This is a genomic window from Shewanella hanedai (assembly GCF_007197645.1).
Taxonomy (GTDB): Bacteria; Pseudomonadota; Gammaproteobacteria; order Enterobacterales; family Shewanellaceae; genus Shewanella; species Shewanella hanedai.
Genome location: NZ_VKGK01000024.1, coordinates 19,404 through 39,451, shown reverse-complemented (window position 1 = coordinate 39,451; position 20,048 = coordinate 19,404). Strand labels below are relative to the sequence as shown.

Annotated in this window: 17 protein-coding genes; 11 read left to right on the top strand and 6 right to left on the bottom strand. The window is 43.9% G+C overall.

Annotation, left to right across the window (positions count from 1 at the left end):
* Positions 1-59 precede the first annotated feature (59 nt).
* From hrpA to FN961_RS17850, 6 genes are all read left to right on the top strand, one after another.
* Positions 60-3,941, top strand: a complete 3,882-nt coding sequence (gene hrpA, locus FN961_RS17875) for an ATP-dependent RNA helicase HrpA (RefSeq protein ID WP_144041545.1) — start codon at positions 60-62, stop codon at positions 3,939-3,941.
* Positions 3,942-4,497: 556 nt separating this feature from the next.
* Positions 4,498-4,815, top strand: coding sequence for a chaperone NapD (locus tag FN961_RS17870; RefSeq protein ID WP_144041544.1), 318 nt, complete (start codon positions 4,498-4,500; stop codon positions 4,813-4,815).
* Positions 4,812-7,301: a periplasmic nitrate reductase subunit alpha gene (gene napA, locus FN961_RS17865; protein WP_144041543.1), complete on the top strand. Its 2,490-nt coding sequence runs from the start codon at positions 4,812-4,814 to the stop codon at positions 7,299-7,301. Before FN961_RS17870 ends, napA begins: the two co-directional genes overlap by 4 nt.
* 12 nt (positions 7,302-7,313) lie before the next feature.
* Entirely contained in the window at positions 7,314-7,772 is a 459-nt protein-coding gene (locus FN961_RS17860; protein ID WP_144041542.1) for a nitrate reductase cytochrome c-type subunit, read from the top strand.
* 16 nt (positions 7,773-7,788) lie between these two features.
* A complete protein-coding gene (locus FN961_RS17855) occupies positions 7,789-8,379 on the top strand; it encodes a NapC/NirT family cytochrome c (RefSeq protein ID WP_144041541.1) in 591 nt (196 codons plus the stop codon).
* 9 nt (positions 8,380-8,388) lie between these two features.
* A complete protein-coding gene (locus FN961_RS17850) occupies positions 8,389-8,517 on the top strand; it encodes a TIGR02808 family protein (protein ID WP_144041540.1) in 129 nt (42 codons plus the stop codon).
* Between the two features lie 165 nt (positions 8,518-8,682).
* On the opposite strand, the gene FN961_RS17845 is transcribed toward FN961_RS17850, so the two are convergent.
* The 4 genes from FN961_RS17845 to FN961_RS17830 all read right to left on the bottom strand — a co-directional run bounded on the left by FN961_RS17845 (position 8,683) and on the right by FN961_RS17830 (position 13,862).
* Positions 8,683-9,618: a LysR family transcriptional regulator gene (locus FN961_RS17845; RefSeq protein WP_144041539.1), complete on the bottom strand. Its 936-nt coding sequence runs from the start codon at positions 9,616-9,618 to the stop codon at positions 8,683-8,685.
* 113 nt (positions 9,619-9,731) lie between these two features.
* Positions 9,732-10,733, bottom strand: coding sequence for a D-alanine--D-alanine ligase (locus tag FN961_RS17840; RefSeq protein WP_144041538.1), 1,002 nt, complete (start codon positions 10,731-10,733; stop codon positions 9,732-9,734).
* A gap of 169 nt (positions 10,734-10,902) precedes the next feature.
* Positions 10,903-11,724 (bottom strand): phosphatase PAP2 family protein, encoded by an 822-nt coding sequence (locus tag FN961_RS17835; protein WP_144041537.1) that lies wholly within the window; start codon positions 11,722-11,724, stop codon positions 10,903-10,905.
* Between the two features lie 188 nt (positions 11,725-11,912).
* The gene (locus FN961_RS17830; RefSeq protein WP_144041536.1) at positions 11,913-13,862 is read right to left on the bottom strand and encodes a thiamine pyrophosphate-dependent enzyme; all 1,950 of its coding nucleotides are present in this window, start codon (positions 13,860-13,862) and stop codon (positions 11,913-11,915) included.
* A 353-nt stretch (positions 13,863-14,215) separates the two neighbouring features.
* On the opposite strand from FN961_RS17830, the gene FN961_RS17825 reads away from it, so the two are divergent.
* Complete coding sequence (locus FN961_RS17825; RefSeq protein ID WP_144041535.1) at positions 14,216-14,656, top strand: SRPBCC family protein; 441 nt, start codon at positions 14,216-14,218, stop codon at positions 14,654-14,656.
* Between the two features lie 47 nt (positions 14,657-14,703).
* Positions 14,704-15,108: a DUF1801 domain-containing protein gene (locus tag FN961_RS17820; protein ID WP_144041534.1), complete on the top strand. Its 405-nt coding sequence runs from the start codon at positions 14,704-14,706 to the stop codon at positions 15,106-15,108.
* 63 nt (positions 15,109-15,171) lie between these two features.
* Here FN961_RS17820 and FN961_RS17815 read toward each other — a convergent pair whose 3' ends face one another.
* Positions 15,172-16,074 (bottom strand): dihydrodipicolinate synthase family protein, encoded by a 903-nt coding sequence (locus tag FN961_RS17815; RefSeq protein ID WP_144041533.1) that lies wholly within the window; start codon positions 16,072-16,074, stop codon positions 15,172-15,174.
* A gap of 33 nt (positions 16,075-16,107) precedes the next feature.
* On the bottom strand, positions 16,108-16,887 hold the full coding sequence (locus FN961_RS17810; protein ID WP_144041532.1) for an aldolase: 780 nt from the start codon (positions 16,885-16,887) through the stop codon (positions 16,108-16,110).
* 141 nt (positions 16,888-17,028) lie between these two features.
* Here FN961_RS17810 and pdxR point away from each other — a divergent pair, with 141 nt between their 5' ends.
* From pdxR to FN961_RS17795, 3 genes are all read left to right on the top strand, one after another.
* A complete protein-coding gene (gene pdxR / locus FN961_RS17805; RefSeq protein ID WP_144041531.1) occupies positions 17,029-18,522 on the top strand; it encodes a MocR-like pyridoxine biosynthesis transcription factor PdxR in 1,494 nt (497 codons plus the stop codon).
* 181 nt (positions 18,523-18,703) lie between these two features.
* The gene (locus tag FN961_RS17800; RefSeq protein WP_229814725.1) at positions 18,704-19,126 is read left to right on the top strand and encodes a hypothetical protein; all 423 of its coding nucleotides are present in this window, start codon (positions 18,704-18,706) and stop codon (positions 19,124-19,126) included.
* A gap of 133 nt (positions 19,127-19,259) precedes the next feature.
* Complete coding sequence (locus tag FN961_RS17795; protein WP_144041530.1) at positions 19,260-19,967, top strand: HupE/UreJ family protein; 708 nt, start codon at positions 19,260-19,262, stop codon at positions 19,965-19,967.
* The last annotated feature ends 81 nt before the right edge of the window (positions 19,968-20,048 follow it).

Genomic DNA, 20,048 nt, shown 5'->3' with positions numbered 1-20,048 from the left:
CCCATACCAATAATGCCAGTTCCTTGCTAGGATCCCTTTTTTGATCCTAGAAATGGAATCTGGTCTTGAGTTCGCAACAACATCCTCTATCAAATGCTTATCTTACTCACTGCTACCAAGCAGATGCATCAAGAATTAAGCGTCGTTTGTACAGGCTTAATAAAGAAGCCGATTCCGATAAGAAACGCGCAAACCTTGAAAAGCTTGAACTGCAAGCTATCGAAGCTTTTGAGAAGGTAGAGAAGCGCCGTCAAGGCCGTCCTGAGATCACTTATCCTGAAAGTTTGCCTATTTCGCAAAAACGCGAAGAGATAGCCAGGGCGATTGCCGGTAATCAGGTGGTCATTATTGCTGGTGAAACCGGCTCAGGTAAAACCACTCAGCTACCTAAAATCTGCCTCGAACTGGGATTGGGTTGTCGTGGACTTATTGGTCATACTCAACCAAGACGACTCGCTGCGAGAAGCGTAGCCAGTCGTGTTGCCGAAGAGCTCAATAGCCCACTTGGTGAAGTGGTTGGTTTTAAGGTGAGATTTGCCGATGCGATAAACCACAACTCCTACATAAAGTTGATGACTGACGGTATTTTGTTGGCCGAGTTGACCAATGATAAGTTTCTTGATCAATATGACACCATTATTATCGATGAGGCGCACGAGCGCAGCCTGAATATCGATTTTATCTTGGGTTATCTGAAAAACGTATTGATAAAACGTCCAGATCTTAAAGTCATCATTACCTCTGCAACCATTGATCTGGACAAGTTCTCTCGTCATTTCAATGATGCACCAGTGATTGAGGTCTCGGGGCGAACATACCCCGTCGAGACTCGCTTTAGACCTTTAGTGCGCGACAGTGAAGAAGATTACGATCTTACCGAAGGCATTTTTGCTGCTGTTGATGAGTTGGTCAACGAAGGCCCTGGTGACATTCTTATTTTCATGAACGGTGAGCGAGAAATTCGCGATGTCGCCGACCAGCTTAACCGTCGTCAGTATCGTGATACTGAAATCTTGCCGCTTTATGCACGTCTCTCCTATGGCGAGCAATCGAAAGTCTTCAAGAGTCACATTGGTCGTCGTATTGTCTTAGCAACCAACGTGGCTGAAACGTCGTTAACAGTTCCCGGTATACGCTATGTTATCGATCCCGGAACCGCCAGAATCAGTCGCTATAGTTACCGCACTAAAGTGCAGCGTCTGCCTATCGAACCTATCTCACAAGCCAGTGCTAATCAAAGGCAAGGTCGATGTGGTCGTGTTGCGCCGGGCATATGTATTCGTCTATACGCTGAAGATGACTTTATGGGTCGTCCAGAGTTTACCGATCCTGAAATTCTACGCACCAACTTAGCCTCTGTTATTTTAAAGATGCTGGCGATTGGTCTGGGCGATATCGAAGCATTTCCTTTTATTCAGCCGCCAGATCAGCGCTACATCCAAGATGGTTTCTTGTTGCTTGAGGAACTTGAATCGGTCACCAAGAGCAAGGGACGGTTAACCTTAACACCTCTGGGCCGTCAATTGGCGCATATTCCAGTTGATCCACGTTTAGCCCGTATGGTGATCCAAGCCAATCAAAATGGCTGTTTACATGAGGCTTTAGTGATCACATCGGCATTGTCGATTCAAGATCCCCGTGAACGCCCCATGGATAAAAAGCAGGCCAGTGATGAGGTTCACAAGAAACACAGCGATAAAGACTCTGATTTTGTCTCGTTTGTGAATCTGTGGGATCACATCAAGTCTTTGCAAAAAGAACACTCTGCTAGCCAGTTTAGAAAACAGTGTAAAAAGGAGTTTCTGGCATACCTGAGGGTGCGTGAGTGGCAAGATTTATACACTCAGTTAAAACAAGCGGTACACGAGCTTAAGTGGCGTCTTAATAGTGAGCCTGCCGATTATGAGTTGCTGCATAAATCTTTACTCACCGGGTTATTGAGCCATGTGGGCTTTAAAGATAAAGACAATGAATATTTAGGTGCTCGTAACCGTAAGTTCTTTGTTTTTCCGGGTTCACCGCTGGCCAAAAAAGGGCCAAAGTGGATCATGGCAGCGGAGTTAACCGAAACATCTCGTTTGTTTGCTCGTTGTTGCGCCAAAATTCAACCAGAATGGATTGAACCGCTAGCGGAACACTTGATTAAGAAAAACTATCTTGAGCCCCATTTTGAGGCCAAGCAGGGCAGTGTGGTCGCGTTAGAGAATCAGTTGCTATATGGGCTGATGATAGTGAATCGACGTAAAACCCAGTACGGTCCAATTAACCCGGTGGAAGCGCGGGAGATCTTTATTCGCAGCGCACTAGCCGACGGTGAACTTAGAACCAATGAGTCATTCTTCCTTAAGAACCGAGCCTTATTGGAAGAGGTTGAAGCGCTAGAGCATAAGTCACGTCGCCGAGATATTCTAGTCGACGAACAAGCGTTAGTGGACTTTTATGAGCCCAAGATCCCACAAGGTATCTACAATGCTCCTAAGTTCTTTAGCTGGTGGAAAATAGAGCGCAAGCAGAATCCAGATCTGCTGGATTTTGAACGTGAGCAACTGATGCAAAGAGGTGACTCCCATATCTCGGCATTGGATTTTCCCGATTTTTGGCATCAGGGTAATCTTAAGCTGCCAGTGAGTTATCACTTCGAACCTGCTGCTGAAGACGATGGTGTCGCAATTCATATACCTGTTGCCTTGCTGAACCAGATCGATGATGTGGATTTTGATTGGCAAGTGCCCGGTCTTAGAGAAGAAAAGTGCATCGCATTAATCCGCTCATTACCTAAAAACATTCGTCGTAATTTTGTGCCTGCACCTGATTATGCAAAAGCTTGTTTACAGGCGATGAAGCCGTTTGAGATGAGTTTAATTGATGCCATGTGCAAGCAGTTACTGCGCATGAGTGGTACCCGTGTGAGTCCTGATGATTTTGATACGTCTCAGTTAACAAAACACCTGTTAATGAATTTTAAGGTGGAAGGCGATAAAGGCAAATTTGTTGCCCAAGGTCGCGACATTGAGCAGCTAAAAGCAAGCTTACAGGGGCAGGTTTCACAGGCGATTCGACAAGTAGCTGATTCAGGTATTGAGAAATCTGAGCTGTTAACTTGGTCGTTCGGCAATCTGCCTGTTCAGTTCCAACAGAAGAAAGGCAGCTTTGAAGTGAAGGCGTTCCCCGCCTTGGTTGATGACAAATCCAGTGTTTCGATCAAATTATTTGATGATGAGAATGAAGCTATTCGTTCTCATAAATCGGGTTTACAGCGACTGCTGTTGATCAATATTCCTTCTCCAGTTAAGCACCTGCAAAAAACATTGCCGAATAAGGCAAAGTTGGCCATGTATTTCAATCCATTTGGTCAAGTGCAGATCTTAATTGACGATATTCTTGCCGCTGCAGTGCAGCAACTGCTTGACGAAAAAGAGCTCGATGTGCGCAGTGAAGCTGATTTTGAATTAGCGAAAGACTGGGTTAGACAAGAGTTGAATCCAACGGCTGCTGCACTTGCACTTAAGGTTGAAGAGATCTTAACCTTGTATCAGAAGATCAAGAAGAGACTTAAAGGCAAGATCAGCTTAGATATCGCTTTTGCCATGAGCGATATTCAAACTCAGCTGGATCAACTGGTGTATAAGGGGTTTGTCGAAGGTTGTGGTTGGCGAAGATTGCCTGATATGGCGCGTTATCTTAAAGCGATAGATAATCGTCTTGATAAGCTGCCGATTGATCCTAATCGAGACCGTTTACACATGCATAGTATCAACAATGTGCAAAAGGAGTTGGCTGCACAACTGGCTAAAGTTCCTCGCTCAGCTGCCATTCCAGAGGCATTGCTCGATGCAAGATGGATGATAGAGGAGTATCGGGTTTCCTGTTTTGCACAGGTGTTAGGTACCGCATATCCGATATCTGAAAAGCGAGTGCTAAACCGCATAAAAGAGAGTTAACTTTCGTCCAGCTTCTATTCATTATCCCGAAAGCGCAGATGCTTATCTCTGCGCTTTTTTATGTCCATCTCAATTATACAAACTCTATTCTTAACTCCCCTAAGATTAAAACACTCTGACTGCTTGTTTTTTATACCTCCTAACTAAAGTTGCACTAACCATTTAGCTGTATATTCACAATTCGATAACATTAACTCCCGTAGGTTAGCTGGTACTTAAGTGCTGTAAACTTGTTCTAGATCATAATATTTGTTTGCGCGATTGATTTTTAAGCTAATATAGATTGTTGTATTTGTTGATCTATGCGATGTTTTGTATCGATATAGTGACGTAGATCAAGCTACGTATGTAATACCAAGTTAGAGGTATACAGCTTGAACTGTTACACGCGTTACTATGTTAATAGAGTTAACAAATTGAGAGTCAGCAAGATGTTAACCGTCAAATAATGAGTCGAATCTTAATGGCTCACCATGTGATGGGCTTTCGCCCCACGTTGGAGGACTTATGAGTTCCATTTCAGTATTTTTCCCCCAGATAGATAAGGAACGCCTACATGTCGCTAACTGAGGCGCATATCTCAAGCCTACTTGTTCAGGTTAGCCCTGAACATTTAGATGAAACTAAAAAAAGAATTGAAGCGTTTGATGAAGCCGAAATTTATGGCGTTAGTGAACTCGGAAAAATGGTTGTAGTGCTAGAGACTGAAACAGAAGGCTTTATTACCGATGTTATTGAAAAAATAACTAATATGCCAGGCGTACTTGGTGCCACTATGGTTTATCACCAAATGGACAGTGGAACCGATTGCGATACCAATAAAAATAACCTAGCCCCTGATGATGGCTATAGTGTTAGCGAGGAACAAGTATGAAAATGTCTAGACGTGATTTTATCAAAGCCAATGCTGCGGCATCTGCTGCGGCACTTGCAGGGATCACTCTTCCAGCGACTGCAACGAATTTAATTGCATCGAGTGAAGAATCAAAAATTCATTGGGATAAAGCGCCTTGTCGTTTCTGTGGTACAGGTTGCTCGGTACTTGTTGGAACTCAAGATGGTAAAGTTGTTGCGACTCAAGGCGACCCTGAAGCGCCTGTCAACAAAGGACTTAACTGTATTAAGGGTTACTTTCTTTCAAAAATCATGTACGGCAACGATCGCTTAACTAAACCTCTGTTACGTCAAACTAATGGAAAGTTTGATAAAAATGGTGACTTTGCACCAGTAAGCTGGGATCAAGCCTTCGATATCATGGCCGATAAGTGGAAAGCGGCTTTAAAAGAGAAAGGGCCTACCAGTGTGGGCATGTTTGGCTCTGGTCAGTGGACCGTAATGGAAGGCTATGCTGCATCTAAGATGATGAAAGCAGGTTTTCGCTCTAACAACATAGATCCTAATGCCCGTCACTGTATGGCTTCAGCCGTTGGTGGCTTTATGCGTAGCTTTGGTATCGATGAGCCAATGGGTTGTTATGATGATTTCGAAGAAGCCGATGCCTTTGTGTTATGGGGCTCGAATATGGCAGAGATGCACCCCATTTTATGGAGCCGCATCACCGACCGTCGCTTAAGTCATCCCCATGTGAAAGTGAACGTATTATCAACCTATTACCATCGCTCGTTTGAGTTAGCAGATAAAGGTTATATCTTTAAGCCACAAACCGATCTTGCAATAGCTAACTTTATTGCAAACTACATCATTGAAAACGATGCGGTAAATTGGGATTTCGTCACTAAGCACACTCATTTTAAGCAAGCCACTGTTGATATTGGTTATGGTTTAAGAGATGAACATCCGTTGCAGAAAGCGGCAGCCAATCCTAACGTTGGTAAAGTGCAGGCTATTGATTTTGAACAGTACAAAAAATCAGTTGCGCCATACACTGCAGCAAAAACTGCCGAGATGACAGGCATGAGTGAAGATGAACTCGTGACCTTAGCTAAGCAGTTTGCCGACCCTAAGATTAAGGTGATGTCACTGTGGACCATGGGAATGAACCAGCACACACGTGGTGTATGGATGAACTCATTGGTTTATAACATTCACTTACTTGTAGGTAAGATATCTACACCGGGTAATGGACCATTTTCACTGACAGGCCAGCCATCAGCGTGTGGTACTGCACGTGAAGTGGGGACGTTCTCGCACCGTTTACCAGCAGATATGGTTGTTGCTAATCCTAAGCACCGTAAACTGGCAGAGCAGTTATGGAAAATCCCTGAAGGCACGATTCCACCAAAGCCTGGATTCCACGCTGTATTGCAAGATCGTAAGTTGAACGATGGTGTGCTGAATGCTTATTGGACCATGTGTAATAATAACATGCAGGCAGGTCCAAATATTAACGGCGAGCGTTTACCTGGCTACCGTAACCCGAAAAACTTTATTGTCTGTTCAGACCCATATCCAACGGCTACAGCCCAAGCTGCTGACCTTATCTTACCAACAGCGATGTGGGTAGAAAAAGAGGGAGCTTATGGCAACGCCGAACGCCGTACTCAGGTTTGGTACCAGCAAGTGAAAGCGCCTGGTGAGGCTAAATCTGATCTATGGCAGATTATGGAATTTGCAAAACGCTTCAAAATTGAAGAAGTGTGGACCGAAGAGCTGATCGCTAAGATGCCTGAAGTACGTGGTAAGAATATGTATGAAGTGCTATTTGAAAATGGCCAAGTGAACCAGTTCCCATTATCAGAAGCGCAAGCCCTCAATGATGATGCACAAGATCAAGGTTACTATGTTCAAAAAGGTCTATTTGAAGAGTACGCAAGCTTTGGACGTGGACATGGCCATGATTTAGCGCCATACGAACGCTACCATAAAGAGCGCGGTTTACGCTGGCCTGTTGTCGATGGCAAAGAGACAAAATGGCGCTTTAAAGAGGGTTCAGATCCCTATGTTGGTAAAGGTAAAGGATTTGAATTCTATGGCAAGCCAGATGGCAAAGCATGGATAATCTCAGCACCTTACGAGGCGCCACCAGAATCTCCAGATGAAGAGTTTCCTCTATGGTTATGTACTGGTCGTGTACTTGAGCATTGGCATACGGGAACCATGACACGTCGTGTACCTGAGCTCTATAAGGCAGTCCCTGATGGGCTTTGTTACATGCACCCAGATGATGCTAAGTCCCATGGTGTGCGTCGTGGTGATGAAGTGTTAATGAGTAACAAGCGTGGTGATATTCGTGTTCGTGTAGAGACTCGAGGGCGTAACCGTCCACCAAAAGGTTTGGTGTTTGTGCCTTTCTTTGATGCACGTATCTTAATTAATAAACTTATTTTAGATGCAACCGATCCGTTATCGAAACAGACAGACTATAAAAAGTGTCCTGTTAAAATTACTAAAATAGCATAAGGCAGGGTTAGGATGAAAAAATCAATTTTATTGACGTTGAGCATTACCTTAACTCTGATCAGTGGCTTTGCTGTCAGTGAGGAACAACGTGGCATTGGTGGTGTTGAATCTCTACGCGGCAGTGCTGAGTTAGAAGCCACGAGAGCGGCAGATCCTATGAAGAAAGTGCCGCGTGATCAGGTGGATATTGAAAGCAGTTATGTCTTTCAGCCACCATTGATCCCGCATCACATCAGAAACTATGAAATATCATTAAATGCTAACAAATGCTTATCATGCCATGGCTGGAAAAATGCTAAGGAGATGGGAGCAACTAAAATCAGTGTGACTCACTTTACTAATCGAAACGATGAAGTACTGGCTGATGTTTCTCCTAGACGATACTTTTGCTTACAGTGCCACGTGACACAAGCAGATGCGAAACCGTTAGTAGGTAACTCCTTCGAGCGTGTTCAATCACTGCAAAAATAAATAGGCAGGTAGTAATATGAAATGGATTATTAACGCCTTAAAAGGTTTCTGGGGCATATTGAGGCGGCCGAGTAAAGCTGCTGTAGGTGTCGTTCTGTTTATGGGCTTTGCTGGTGGACTCATGTTCTGGGGGGCATTCAACACAGGTATGGAAGCGACCAACACTGAAGAGTTTTGTTCTGGATGTCACGCGCCGATAGTGGCTGAAATTCAAGAAACCATCCATTACGCCAACCGCTCTGGTGTTCGTGCTATCTGTTCTGATTGTCACGTACCTCACGCTTGGACGGATAAAATCGTGCGTAAGGTTCAGGCGTCTAAAGAGCTGTTTGCCTATTTTGTGACTCAGACGATTAACACACCTGAGAAGTTCAAAGAGCGACGTGCTCATTTAGCTGAAAGAGAGTGGGCAAGAATGAAAAGTAATGACTCTTTAGAGTGTCGTAATTGTCATAACTTTGAATTTATGGACTTTTCTGAGCAGAGCCCGCGCAGTGTCAGGCAACACTCTACAGCCCTTGCCAGTGGTGAAAAGACCTGTGTAGATTGTCATAAAGGTATTGCACATAGATTACCTGATATGCACAAAGTTGAAGGTTGGAATTAAGGAGCCATTATGAGTACATTAGAAAATGTTATATGGCATGTCCTTGGCTACAGCGCCATGCCAGTTATTATCTTAGCGGGTTTTGCGGCGGTGGCTGCGGCCTCTATTTGGATTCTTTCCAAAACTTCAGATAAGTAAAGAGGCTTATTCTAGTCGGCCAAGAACAGGGCGACTTAAATCGATTGGTAAAACAAAAAAAGATGCAAGAAAACTTAAAAGCCTGACTTTAACATTAAAGTCAGGCTTTTTTATTCGTTGCGCATTAATGAGGAAACAACCATTCCATCATCCATTCGCTTTTAATTAGTTTGCCTGATGATGAGCGATGGTGCGGCTTGAGATAAGCTCTCTTAGCCAAGTATGACTGGGATCGAAATTAAAATGTTTATGCCAAAACAGCACATAGGCACCAGGGATCAAGTGAGTAGGCACAGGTAACGTGGTTAGTGCATAATTTTGGCTCATTTTTGAGGCATACTTTGCAGGGCAACAGAGCATTAATTCACTCTGCTCACACAGGTGCATGGCACTGGTAAAGTCCGTCATATTGACGGCGATGTCGCGGTTTAGGCGCTCAAGTTGCAATACATCATCGAGTAACCAATGCTCTATACCACCAAAGGTGACTTGTAGATGACGATATTTTAAAAATGTGTCTAAGTTCCAATGCTCCTGCAATAAGGGGTGCTTGTTACTGACTAAACAAACCGGGTGATCACGCAGCAGTTCTACACATTCAAGCTCATCAGGCACATTTTTCATATGGAGCAAGGAGCGATCATCCCATTCTCGACAGGCTATCCCAAGATCTATCTCGCAGCGCAGTAGCATATCCATGCTGTTCACATGCCAAGTTTGACTATCGAGTTTTATCTTAGGTGCCAGTTTAAGTAACTCTGGCATAAAATGAGGGTAAGTCAGTGAATATGCGGTTTCAACCATATGAATACGGAATTTTCTTTGGCTTAACTCGGGCTCAAAAACACTGGGCTGGGTGAGTTGAGACACTTGATTTAGCACCCGTTGCAATTCAGGTGCAAGCGCCAAAGCCTTAGGGGTTGGCCTTAATCCATGTGAGGTACGCTCAAACAGTTTGTCATCGAATGTTTCTCGTAATCGAGCTAACTGTTTGCTGACCGCAGATTGACTCAAATGCAAGCGAGCGGCGGCTGAGGTGACACTCTTCTCTTCGAGTAACACTTCCAAGACTGTGAGTAGGTTGAAGTCAAAGTCTTTCACAGTGTGAACCGCCTTAAGTTTATTGTTTAACTGGCATTTGGGATGAGCATCAGATCGTGTATTAACATGGCAAAAGCCAGACTATGTCTGGCTTTTTTTGTGTTTATTGCTGATTAAATCAGTTGTGATTTAATGTTTGAATACAAGTATTGGGTAAAATCATCGCCATGATTTTCAAGCATTTTTGGAAACATGGAGATAGGTGTTAAACCCGGGAATGTATTGATCTCATTCAGCAATATCTCATTTTCATCGGTTAGAAAGAAATCGATGCGTGAGAGATGACTCAATTTCATGCCTTTAAACACTTTGATGGCATAGGCTTGGATCTGTTGAGCAATCTCATCGCTAACATCGGCGATGACTTTTGTTTCCGCTTTACTGTCTGCAGCGTACTTCTCATCAAAACTGTAGAAGGTGTTGCTGGCACAGATAATCTCACCGGGTTTGGTTGCCACGACTTCACCATTTAACTCATAAGCAGCGACTTCAAGCTCTCGTGCCTTAATGGTTTTTTCGACAATAACATAGGGTGAGTAACTAAAAGCCTGCTCCAATGTTGTGGCCAGTTCATCGACACTATCTACGCGGTAACATCCAACTGATGATCCTTGTGAGGCAGCTTTAATAAAGATAGAGCCCCATTTCTCAAGAGCTTGCGTTGTTTCAGCAATAGCAGCTTCATTAAATTCATTAAGAAAGATATAAGGCGTGTTCGGAACGCCAAGCGCACTGAACCACATCTTAGCGGTGACTTTATTAAAGCAGTTGCTGCTGGACTCTGAATCACAGCCAAAGAAGGGCAACTTGATCAAATCAAAGTAAGATTGAATATCACCGGTTTCACCAGGAAAACCGTGAATACAAGGGATCACATAATCAACTGCCCATGAAGGTTGTGCTTCATCGGCAAAACGGATCTCTTTACGGTTTGTGAGTTCGCAACTTCTGCCATCTTGAGTCTGATAATGACCTTGGGCATCTAGCTCTACTCTCAGCAGGTTTATCTCTGGTACTTTAGCCAGTGATGTTTCCAGAAAATTTGCTGACATCAGTGAAATAGCATGTTCATCACCGCCACCACCACATAATAAGAGTAGGTTTATTTGGCTCATGTTCTCTTCTCTCCAGAGATAATATTCGATTGCTGGCTCACTATGGCGCAATCGCTATTTTTTGCAACCATTCTAACGTGATGTTAATCCAGTTTTGGTTTAAGTGGTGAATTTATCCTCATAAAATCATCGCTTTCACCTCGGTGAGTAATGGCTTTGTTTGTACTTTTTATCTTAAGGAACGCTGCCGTTGAGAATGCCTGTATAAACGGCTTAATTGTTCTAATAACCAAAATCTTGAGATCATTAAGCCACTGGCGCCAATCAAGCTCCAACGTACGTATTGCACCAGTGGGTGATCGGGGAAGTCGTGATCGGTATTTATCTCTGAAATCACTAACAAGATGATAATGGCTAGATACACTAAGGCTTTTTTTCTGTGACTTAAATAAATAAGCGGGCATATTCTTGTCGCCGCATAAGCTAATGACAGACCAACAATTGCTCCCATCACAACATCTTCAGGCCAATGTGCTCCAACCAATACTCTTGAGGTCCCGACAAAGACTGCGAGGAGTAGTAAGGTCCATCGCAACCATATTCGCTGCGTGCAAAAGTAAATTAATCCTGCGAAAAGAAAAATGGATGCTGTATGCCCAGAAGGAAAGCTGTGATGGTAGCGAGGTGCTCCTATCACACTCACCATATTATGAACCATCAAAGGTCTTGGTGCATCGAAGTGCTGTTTAAGCAATGGGACCAATATTAAGCTGAATAAAACTGCGAGCAAAACCCGACATGAAAGCTCAGGCCGCTTGGCGAGATAACATAAAATTACAGCACCTAAGGTGATCCCATTACCAAAATCAGTGATTAAAGCCAACGAGGTTTGGGGAAGGTGTAGACTTAACTCATTGATACCGAAGAAAAGAGTTTGATTGTTCACGGGGACCATAATCCATATCTGCACGACACAGAGTATAAAGAGTAGAGTGAAATAGTGGGAAAGTGAGCGCTTAGCCTCTATCTGTTTGGTTAGTTGAGCCAACATAGTTAATATTTCCAGCTATCGAATTGAGATAGCGCAAGGCTAGCAAGGGCCTTGTGCAATAAATGTAGTGATAGAAGTGGTGGATTATTTGGTATAACAGGCGGGTAATTTCAGCGCTTTGGTTGATCGTGAACCTCTGTTGATTAGATAGAGGTTCACTCACGTTGACGTGATTAAAATTTAATGGACTAAATCAAGCCCACATCTGTGATGATCTCAAGTAATGCGGGACCTTGGTGTTCCATCACTGTTTTCATCGCCTCCTCAAGCGTTGTATCATCAGTAACCCGTATGCCGAGCGCGCCGCAAGAATTGGCATATTCTGAGAAGTTAGGATTGACTAAATCGGTGGCCCAGACATCAAATTCTCCTGCTCTTTGCTCCTTTGAAATCTTCCCTAATTCACTGTTATTTAAAATAATTGCTTTGATAGGCATCTTATACTTTACCGCTGTTGTCAGCTCGGCTAAGTATTGACAGAAACCCCCATCGCCAGCAACGGCGACGATGGGTCTTTGATTACCAACAGCCGCCCATGCGCCCATCGCAGCAGGGAAGGCGAAACCGATGGAGCCTAAATAACCTGACATGAGAAATGTTTGCTGTTTACTTTCAAAATATCGCCCGAGTGAATAGGCGTTATTGCCCACATCAACACAGACAACGGCATTGTCTGGGGTTAATCTGGATAGGGCATCGAATACTGAGATTGAACTGATCCCTTTGCCTCTGGCTTCTGTTAGGCGTTTAGCCTTCTCAGCATCCCAAATATCACTGCGTTGTTTGATCTCTGATGTTCGGTCGAGTTTATTGTCAAAGTCTGACATTTGTGCCGCTAAAATTTTAACGGTAACCGAAATTTCGCCCCAGACCGCAGCATCAATTTTATGGAATTTACTTAACGCCATTGGATCGAAGTCTATCTGAATGGTTGGTTTTTTAGGTGTGATCCCACTGTGATTTGAAAATGATGCGCCGATGACCAGTAACAGATCGGCTTCATTCATAAACCAAGAAGCGATTGGGGTTCCACTGCGGCCCAATACACCACAGCCCAGTGAATGGTGATCGGAGATTTGACCTTTAGCTTTAAAGGTTGTCATCACTGGACAGTTTAACTTCTCGGCAAACTCGATGATCTCCTTCATATGAAATCTGGCGCCGTGGCCGACAATAATAGCGGGTTTGCTCGATTGATTGAGCATATTGAGGGCTTTTTCAACACTCTCCTGCGGTGGCGATATGGTAAAGCTGGTGATCCTTTCCTCATCGTTTTGGGCGCGCTCATTATTGGTTAACGGAAGTTCTTGCACCTCATCGGGAAAGGTGAGGTGCGCTACATCGCGCTTGATGATTGCGGTCTTGATGGCTAGGCTCATCAGTTCGCTGTGTTTGCTTCGATGTTCAACTCTGTGATTAAACTCTGCCACGGAGTCAAAGGCTTTCACTAAATCGACTTCTTGAAAGTTACCCGTTCCCACGACTTGGGTCGCTACTTGCCCTGTTAAGGCTAAGATGGGAGCACGGTCGACTTTAGCGTCCCAAAGTCCGGTGAACATATTCGTCGACCCTGGGCCTGCAATAGCAAAGCAGGCTGCAGGTTTCCCGGTTAACTTACCGTAGGCTGAGGCGGCAAATGAGGCAGCTCCTTCATGACGAATGCCAATAAACTTAAGGTTCCCTCGCTCCTCTTGACGCCTGAGTGCATCTGCCATGCCGAGATTCGAGTGGCCAACCATGCCAAATACACGGTACACTCCCCAGTTGACCATGGTTTCAACCATGACATCTGAGATGGTGGGCTGATGAGCTTGCTCCTCTTCAATGGCGACGAGAATACTGTCGCTTTCCACTTTTACTTCAAAGGTTTGAATACCGTCATTAAATCCACCTGGAGGAATGCCGGAGCAAGGATGAAACTCCCAGCCATGCCAAGGACAGCGCAGTAAACCTCTTTCAATCGAACCTTCACCTAATGGACCGCCTTGATGAGGACAACGATTATCTAAGGCTGAATATTTACCCTCAAAATGACTCAAACAGAGAACTTGGTGTCCTGCTGTCACTGACATGACTCGCCCCTCGAGGAGCTCATTTTTGTTCTCAAGAACCTGGTACCACACTGTGTTTTTAGTCATTTTGCTTCCCTTAGATGAGTTTTGTTCGATATGTTTTGTTGGGATTGGTTGCAAATGTTACGTGATGTTTTTTTAAGTGTTACTTCGTGAATTTATGGTTAAACGCAAATTGCTAGGGCAGGTTTTTATGCTTTACCAATACCAATTAACATGTTGTAAAAAGTGTAACTTGTCAATAATTCGGTTTTAAAAACTATTGGCTCTTTGTTTTTCGGTTTTAAGATGGGTGTTTTGATTTGCAGGTGGTTTTATTGACTGTGATGGTGTGCGATATTGAGTCTAGATGCCCAAATCACTTCAAGCAGTAGGGTTCTGCATCTTGATGTTCCTTGAGTACAACTTAGGAGAGTGACATGAATGATATACAGCATAGAGTAGGGATTAAATCTTCTGCAGATAACATTTATCAGCTGTTGACCACAGATAGTGGGCTCACTCAGTGGTGGACCAATGATGTGTCTGGCGCTGGCGAGATAAACGCGTTGATTAAATTTCGTTTTAATGGAGGAGGACCTGATTTTACTGTTGTGGAATTACTCCCCAATAAGCGAGTTGGTTGGCAACATTCAGGTAGTGTGCCTGAAGCTTGGATCGGAACAAGTATCGTATTTGAACTTGTCGATGATGGAGAGCAAATCTTTGTGAACTTCACTCATGCTAACTGGACTGAAGCCACAGACTTTATGGCTCATTGTAATACTAAATGGGCTGTGTTTTTATTGAGTCTTAAAGATGCTGCAGAAACAGGTAAAGGTGCTCCTTTTCCAAATGATACTCAGATAGATCATTCATAAAAGGTCGAGGTATGTTCAGTTCGGTTTACTAGGATCAGAGGCAAAAAATGAGACAGGACGTTGAGGACAAGTATGCGCAATACCCAGAGCATGTAAAACTTGTGCTATTGGATGTCAGAACCCTGATATTTGATCTTGCCGATGAGCATCAATTGGGTGAGGTTGAAGAGAACTTGAAATGGGGCCAGTTGAGTTACCTAGTAAAAGGGGGCAGCCCTGTCCGTTTTGGTTGGAGTGAGCATTTCCCGCCGCAATTTTCAGTTTTTATGAATTGCAAAACTAAGCTGCTTGATACGTTCCGAGAGCTTTATTCAGACATCTTGGTTTTTAAAGGAAACAGAGAAATAGTGCTCGAACTAGAAGGACGACTGCCTATCAACACATTGAAGCAGTGCCTTCTAATGGCACTGACCTACCACAGGATCAAACATCTGCCGCTGTTGGGTGCCTAGTGATAGAAGCTGAGTTAGTAAAGAAAGTCGGATAAGGAAAACGCGCCTCACCCGACTGTTAAGCTAACTTTCAGCTGATGCTAGCTCTTTCAGCAGGATATTAAGTTTATTGACCTGAGGTAGGCTTAAAGGAAAGACAGGCTTTCTGGGATCACCAACATCAAAACCGTTATTCTTTAACCCTGCTTTTATGGTGCTGGGCAATCCTCCTTTTAAGATGAATTCCAAAATAGGCAGTTGCAGATAGAAAAGTTCGCGTGCCAGCGTGATATCTTCAGCTTGGAATGCCTCATATAACTTGTGAGGCCAAGAGGAGATGAGGTTAGGGGCTGCGGTACACCAACCCGTGGCCCCTGCGGCAAAGGCTTCGAGAGCAAGAGGGTTACAGCCATTATAAAACGGCAGCTCGTTGTTCGATAATAGACGTATTTTGTGCATGCGTTGTATGTCACCACTGCTCTCTTTGACCATGGTGACATTGCTGATGGATTTGAACATGCTGACGATCAATTCTGGTGACATATCGATGCCACTGGTGGCCGGATTGTTATAGATCATCACAGGAAGATTGACTGCCTTAGCAATAGAAACATAATGCTGAAAAATCTCATCATCAGACAGTTTCCAATAGGATGCGGGCAGTACCATGATCGCATCCGCCCCAACTTCCTCCGCTATTTTCGCCCGCTTTATGGCATTTTGAGTGGTAAGTTCAGAAATCCCGACGATAACGGGGACTCTTTTATCGATCTTGTTAACACACGTTGATGCGACTAACGTCCATTCATCATCATTTAAATAAGCGCTTTCTCCTGTGCTGCCAAGTGGGGCTATAGCATTGGAACCTGTACAAATGAGTTGCTCGATGAGTTGCTCTAATTTCGGCACATCTATATCACCAGTGTTGTTAAAGGGGGTGATGGGGTAGGTGATAATGCCTTTGAATTCTATTGCGGTTTTAGTCATTTATGATTCCTATTAAGTTGGTGTAGGTGAGGGTTATTTCAAACAATCTTCATGTGTGCGTAGTGCGCGTCTTGCGTAATAAGCAAAAAATGCCTGATAGCGTTTTGAGGTAGAGATCCAGTCATGGGCCTCTTTAGCAAGCTCAGGTTTTATGGGCTGAATGCTGCCTGCTGACATTGCGGCAAGCTGCATCTTGGCTGCACGCTCTATTAAATGTGCCAGCATGAGCGCCTCCTCAACGGTGCGACCAGTGACAAGTAATCCGTGGTGAGCTAACAACAGAGCACGTTTATCGCCGAGGGCTGATGAGATCATGACTCCCTCTTCGTTACCCACTGGGATCCCCGGCCAATCAGCCAGAAAAGCACAATCATCAAACAGAGGGCATGTGTCCATATGAGAAACAACTAAAGGCTGCTCTAGCATCGATAACGTTGCGACATGAAAAGGGTGTGTGTGAATAATGCAGTTGATTTCAGGGTGTTCTTTATAGACCCAAGTATGGAAACGGTTGGCAGGATTTGGCATCCCTTGGCCTGAAAGGCGATTCAAATCTTGATCGACTAACAGTAGATTCGATGCGCTGATCTCATCAAAGCCTAAGCCGAGTTGTTGGGTGTAGTAACAATTGGGCTCACTGGCACGCGCTGTGATCTGCCCAGCTAAACCAGAATCATGGCCTGCATCGAATAAAATGCGGCAGGTGAGCGCCAGTTTTTCCGTTGTATTCCAGTCTGGTATGAATAAAAATTCATTCATTTTATTATGTGAATCAAGAATTAAATCATTTTTGGATTGGGTTAAACTTGTCATTTAGTCATCCTTTTAAGCGAGTGAAGCAAATTGATAGCGGCGTTGTCTTTGGTGGTCATTTTTGCTAATAATGCGGTAATAACTGGATCCTAAAAACCTCCAGTTTCTTAATTTAGATGGGTCCAGATGGAGCATGCTCAAATGAAAAAAGAGAAGGCCGTTAGCCTGCGTAACTGGCATTTAAGCATTTCACTCGACAGAACAACGACAGTGTCACTGCACCTACAGCTGGTTCAAGCGGTGATTAATGAAGTCCGAAAAGGGCGTCTATTACCCGGAACACCACTACCTGGTACACGAAAAATCAGTGATAATTTAGGGATTAATCGTAAGACGGTAGTACAAGCATTTGAGGAGTTATTAGCGCAAGGCTGGATAGAGACGCAACCAAGACGAGCATCTTTTATTAGTAAAAAAATACCTCTTTTTGAAAGAAATGAGGTGACTTTATCGGAGCAAGCCCCGTTTCCATTGTCATTAACTGAATCTGGATTGGAGGCATATGCGCTTTCGGTGAGTCCTGTAACACCCAGTAAACTGCAATTTAGCGACGGAGTCCCTGACACTAGATTGGTCCCTTTTGATGTACTGTCCCGTGCCTTTAGACGAGCTTTACTCATCTCCTCCCGTGCAAACCGTCTGGCCTACGATGATGCGAGAGGGAGTGAGTCGTTGCGAAGTGCCATCGCTGACATGTTACGTTTAGAGCGGGGAATGAGTGTCACAACAGAGCAAGTTTGTCTTGTTCGTGGCAGCCAAATGGGCATCTATTTGAGTGCGAAATTGTTGTCGAAACATGCGGGGTGCGTGGTGATGGAAAAACTGAGTTATCCACCCGCTCGTGAGGCATTTGAATCATTTGGACTTGATATCTCCTATGTAGAACAAGATGATGACGGCATGAGTCTGGATGCCTTAGCGCAGATATGTGAACACCGTGAAATTAGTGCGGTCTACACGACGCCTCATCATCAATTTCCAACGACCAGTATGCTTTCTCTCGAGCGCCGGATCCGTTTATTAGCCCTGTCTGAGAAATACAATTTCATCATTATTGAAGATGATTACGATCATGAATTTCATTTCTCTCATAAGCCCATGTTGCCATTGGCGAGCATGGAAACCGCAGGGCGTGTTATACACATCGGCTCATTATCAAAAATCTTAGCACCAGGACTACGCTTGGGGTACATGGTTGCTCCTGAAGGTTTTATTCAGCGCTGTGGCCGAGAAATCTTACTCATTGATCGGCAAGGCAACGCGGTGACGGAGCTCGCTGTTGCAGAGCTGATGCGTAATGGGGAGATGAAAAGGCACATACGTCGCGCCTTGAAAATATATCAACAACGACGTGATCATGCGGTTGAGCGTGTGCGGCAAACATTACCGATGGTGCAATTTACGATTCCTTCTGGCGGCTTAGCCTTATGGCTTCGCTTTGCTAACACATTAGACATGAACACGTTGCAAACAGATGCTGAGGGGCTTGGTTTGTCTGTGTTGTTAGGCGATCTTTTTTCAGGAGAAGGTGAAAAAACCCACGCATTAAGGTTAGGTTATGCAAATTTAAATGAAGCTGAGTTTGAGCAAGCACTAAGCTGTTTGTCGAGCGCTGTATCGAAACAATGCCAATAAGATGATGGCTTTCGATACAGTACATTAGCTTGGCTGGATGTTTCTACGGGGATCTGATTTAATACTCTGGCTTGTTAACAGTTTGGTTTTTGATTGTTGGCAGTGATGTTCAAATCAACAACGGGATGCAGAGGTTTAACTGTTTCATTTCAATGCTAGCGTACCATTAAGAAGTGTAAAATTGTCTAAGGCTAATGCTGTGAGGCAAGCTCACTCTGCTTGGACTACTGTCGTCTTGTCGGTGGTGTTGGTATGTCAGTTGTTAGCGTCTGGTGCTGCTTTTTCGGTGCAATATCCAAGTGGAGGTCACCCAATTGGTAAAACTGTGAGTCATCACCATCAGCACAGTTTCGATTTAAAGGCTGGGCACCATCATGGTGTGCCTGCGTTTAATGCCACTGAATCTATTGATTTTTTAGCCGATAATGAAACGGATTCGAAGACAGGTGAACATGAACACACCAATCATTCCCATACGCCGTCTCATCCTCCTGTAGAACCCGGTTTTTTATCTTGTTTTTTGCAGTCAGAGATCTTAACCAGTGATGATATTTTTTACCTCACCACTGACGATGCACCGCCAATTCCCCCTCCGCACACTTAATACCAATCCATTCTTTAGTGGTTATCTCTACATAGAGTGTATTGCTAAGCTATTAATACCATTACTGTTCAGGTCTGTGCGATAGATTTGGAGAGGTGTATTTAACATCTATGACATTATTGGAGAGTGTGCGATGAGCCGATTTTTGGCTAATACCATCAAAATATCCATGGGGTTAATGCTAACCACCATTGGTTTATTTATGTCGTTTTCATTATCAGCCCACGGGGTCGATGACGCGACTAAACAGTTTTTAATCCTCAATGAAGGGGTGTCTATCTTGCCCTTCATCTATATCGGTGCCAAACATATGGTGACCGGGTATGATCATTTGTTGTTTTTGGTGGGGGTAATATTTTTTCTCTTTAAAACCAAAGATGTTTTAATTTACGTGAGCCTGTTTACGCTGGGCCACAGCATTACTTTGCTGTTTGGTGTCCTTAATGACATTCAGGTTAATCCCTATCTTATCGATGCCATTATAGGACTCTCTATTGTGTACAAGGGATTTGATAATTTAGGGGGATTTAAGCGAATATTAGGCTCGCAGCCCAATACTAAGCTGGCGGTACTACTATTTGGTCTGTTTCATGGTTTCGGTTTAGCCACTAAAATTCAAGAGTTTGACCTGCCTCAAGAGGGCTTAGTGCCTAATATATTGGCCTTCAATGTAGGGGTTGAGATCGGACAGTTTTTGGTTCTCGGTGCCGTGGTTATTTTGATGAGCTTTTGGCGAAGGCACCGGAGTTATTTTCAGTTTTCTACCGCGACAAATACATTATTAATGAGCGCTGGCTTGATGTTAGTGGGTTTTCAATTGACGGGTTACTTTGTTAATTAATCCATTGCTAACAATGATCAATTGATAGTTAGAATATTAAATAGACACCAGTTTCGCTTAGCAAAGCGCAAAAGGATACAC

What these genes read in the sequence shown, in the direction of transcription:
- FN961_RS17870 (WP_144041544.1), top strand. Translation starts at nt 4,498, where the DNA reads ATGTCGCTAACTGAGGCGCATATCTCAAGCCTACTTGTTCAGGTTAGC.
- napA (WP_144041543.1), top strand. Translation starts at nt 4,812, where the DNA reads ATGAAAATGTCTAGACGTGATTTTATCAAAGCCAATGCTGCGGCATCT.
- FN961_RS17860 (WP_144041542.1), top strand. Translation starts at nt 7,314, where the DNA reads ATGAAAAAATCAATTTTATTGACGTTGAGCATTACCTTAACTCTGATC.
- FN961_RS17855 (WP_144041541.1), top strand. Translation starts at nt 7,789, where the DNA reads ATGAAATGGATTATTAACGCCTTAAAAGGTTTCTGGGGCATATTGAGG.
- FN961_RS17850 (WP_144041540.1), top strand. Translation starts at nt 8,389, where the DNA reads ATGAGTACATTAGAAAATGTTATATGGCATGTCCTTGGCTACAGCGCC.
- FN961_RS17840 (WP_144041538.1), bottom strand. Translation starts at nt 10,733, where the DNA reads ATGAGCCAAATAAACCTACTCTTATTATGTGGTGGTGGCGGTGATGAA.
- FN961_RS17835 (WP_144041537.1), bottom strand. Translation starts at nt 11,724, where the DNA reads ATGTTGGCTCAACTAACCAAACAGATAGAGGCTAAGCGCTCACTTTCC.
- FN961_RS17830 (WP_144041536.1), bottom strand. Translation starts at nt 13,862, where the DNA reads ATGACTAAAAACACAGTGTGGTACCAGGTTCTTGAGAACAAAAATGAG.
- FN961_RS17825 (WP_144041535.1), top strand. Translation starts at nt 14,216, where the DNA reads ATGAATGATATACAGCATAGAGTAGGGATTAAATCTTCTGCAGATAAC.
- FN961_RS17820 (WP_144041534.1), top strand. Translation starts at nt 14,704, where the DNA reads ATGAGACAGGACGTTGAGGACAAGTATGCGCAATACCCAGAGCATGTA.
- FN961_RS17815 (WP_144041533.1), bottom strand. Translation starts at nt 16,074, where the DNA reads ATGACTAAAACCGCAATAGAATTCAAAGGCATTATCACCTACCCCATC.
- FN961_RS17810 (WP_144041532.1), bottom strand. Translation starts at nt 16,887, where the DNA reads ATGACAAGTTTAACCCAATCCAAAAATGATTTAATTCTTGATTCACAT.
- pdxR (WP_144041531.1), top strand. Translation starts at nt 17,029, where the DNA reads ATGAAAAAAGAGAAGGCCGTTAGCCTGCGTAACTGGCATTTAAGCATT.
- FN961_RS17795 (WP_144041530.1), top strand. Translation starts at nt 19,260, where the DNA reads ATGAGCCGATTTTTGGCTAATACCATCAAAATATCCATGGGGTTAATG.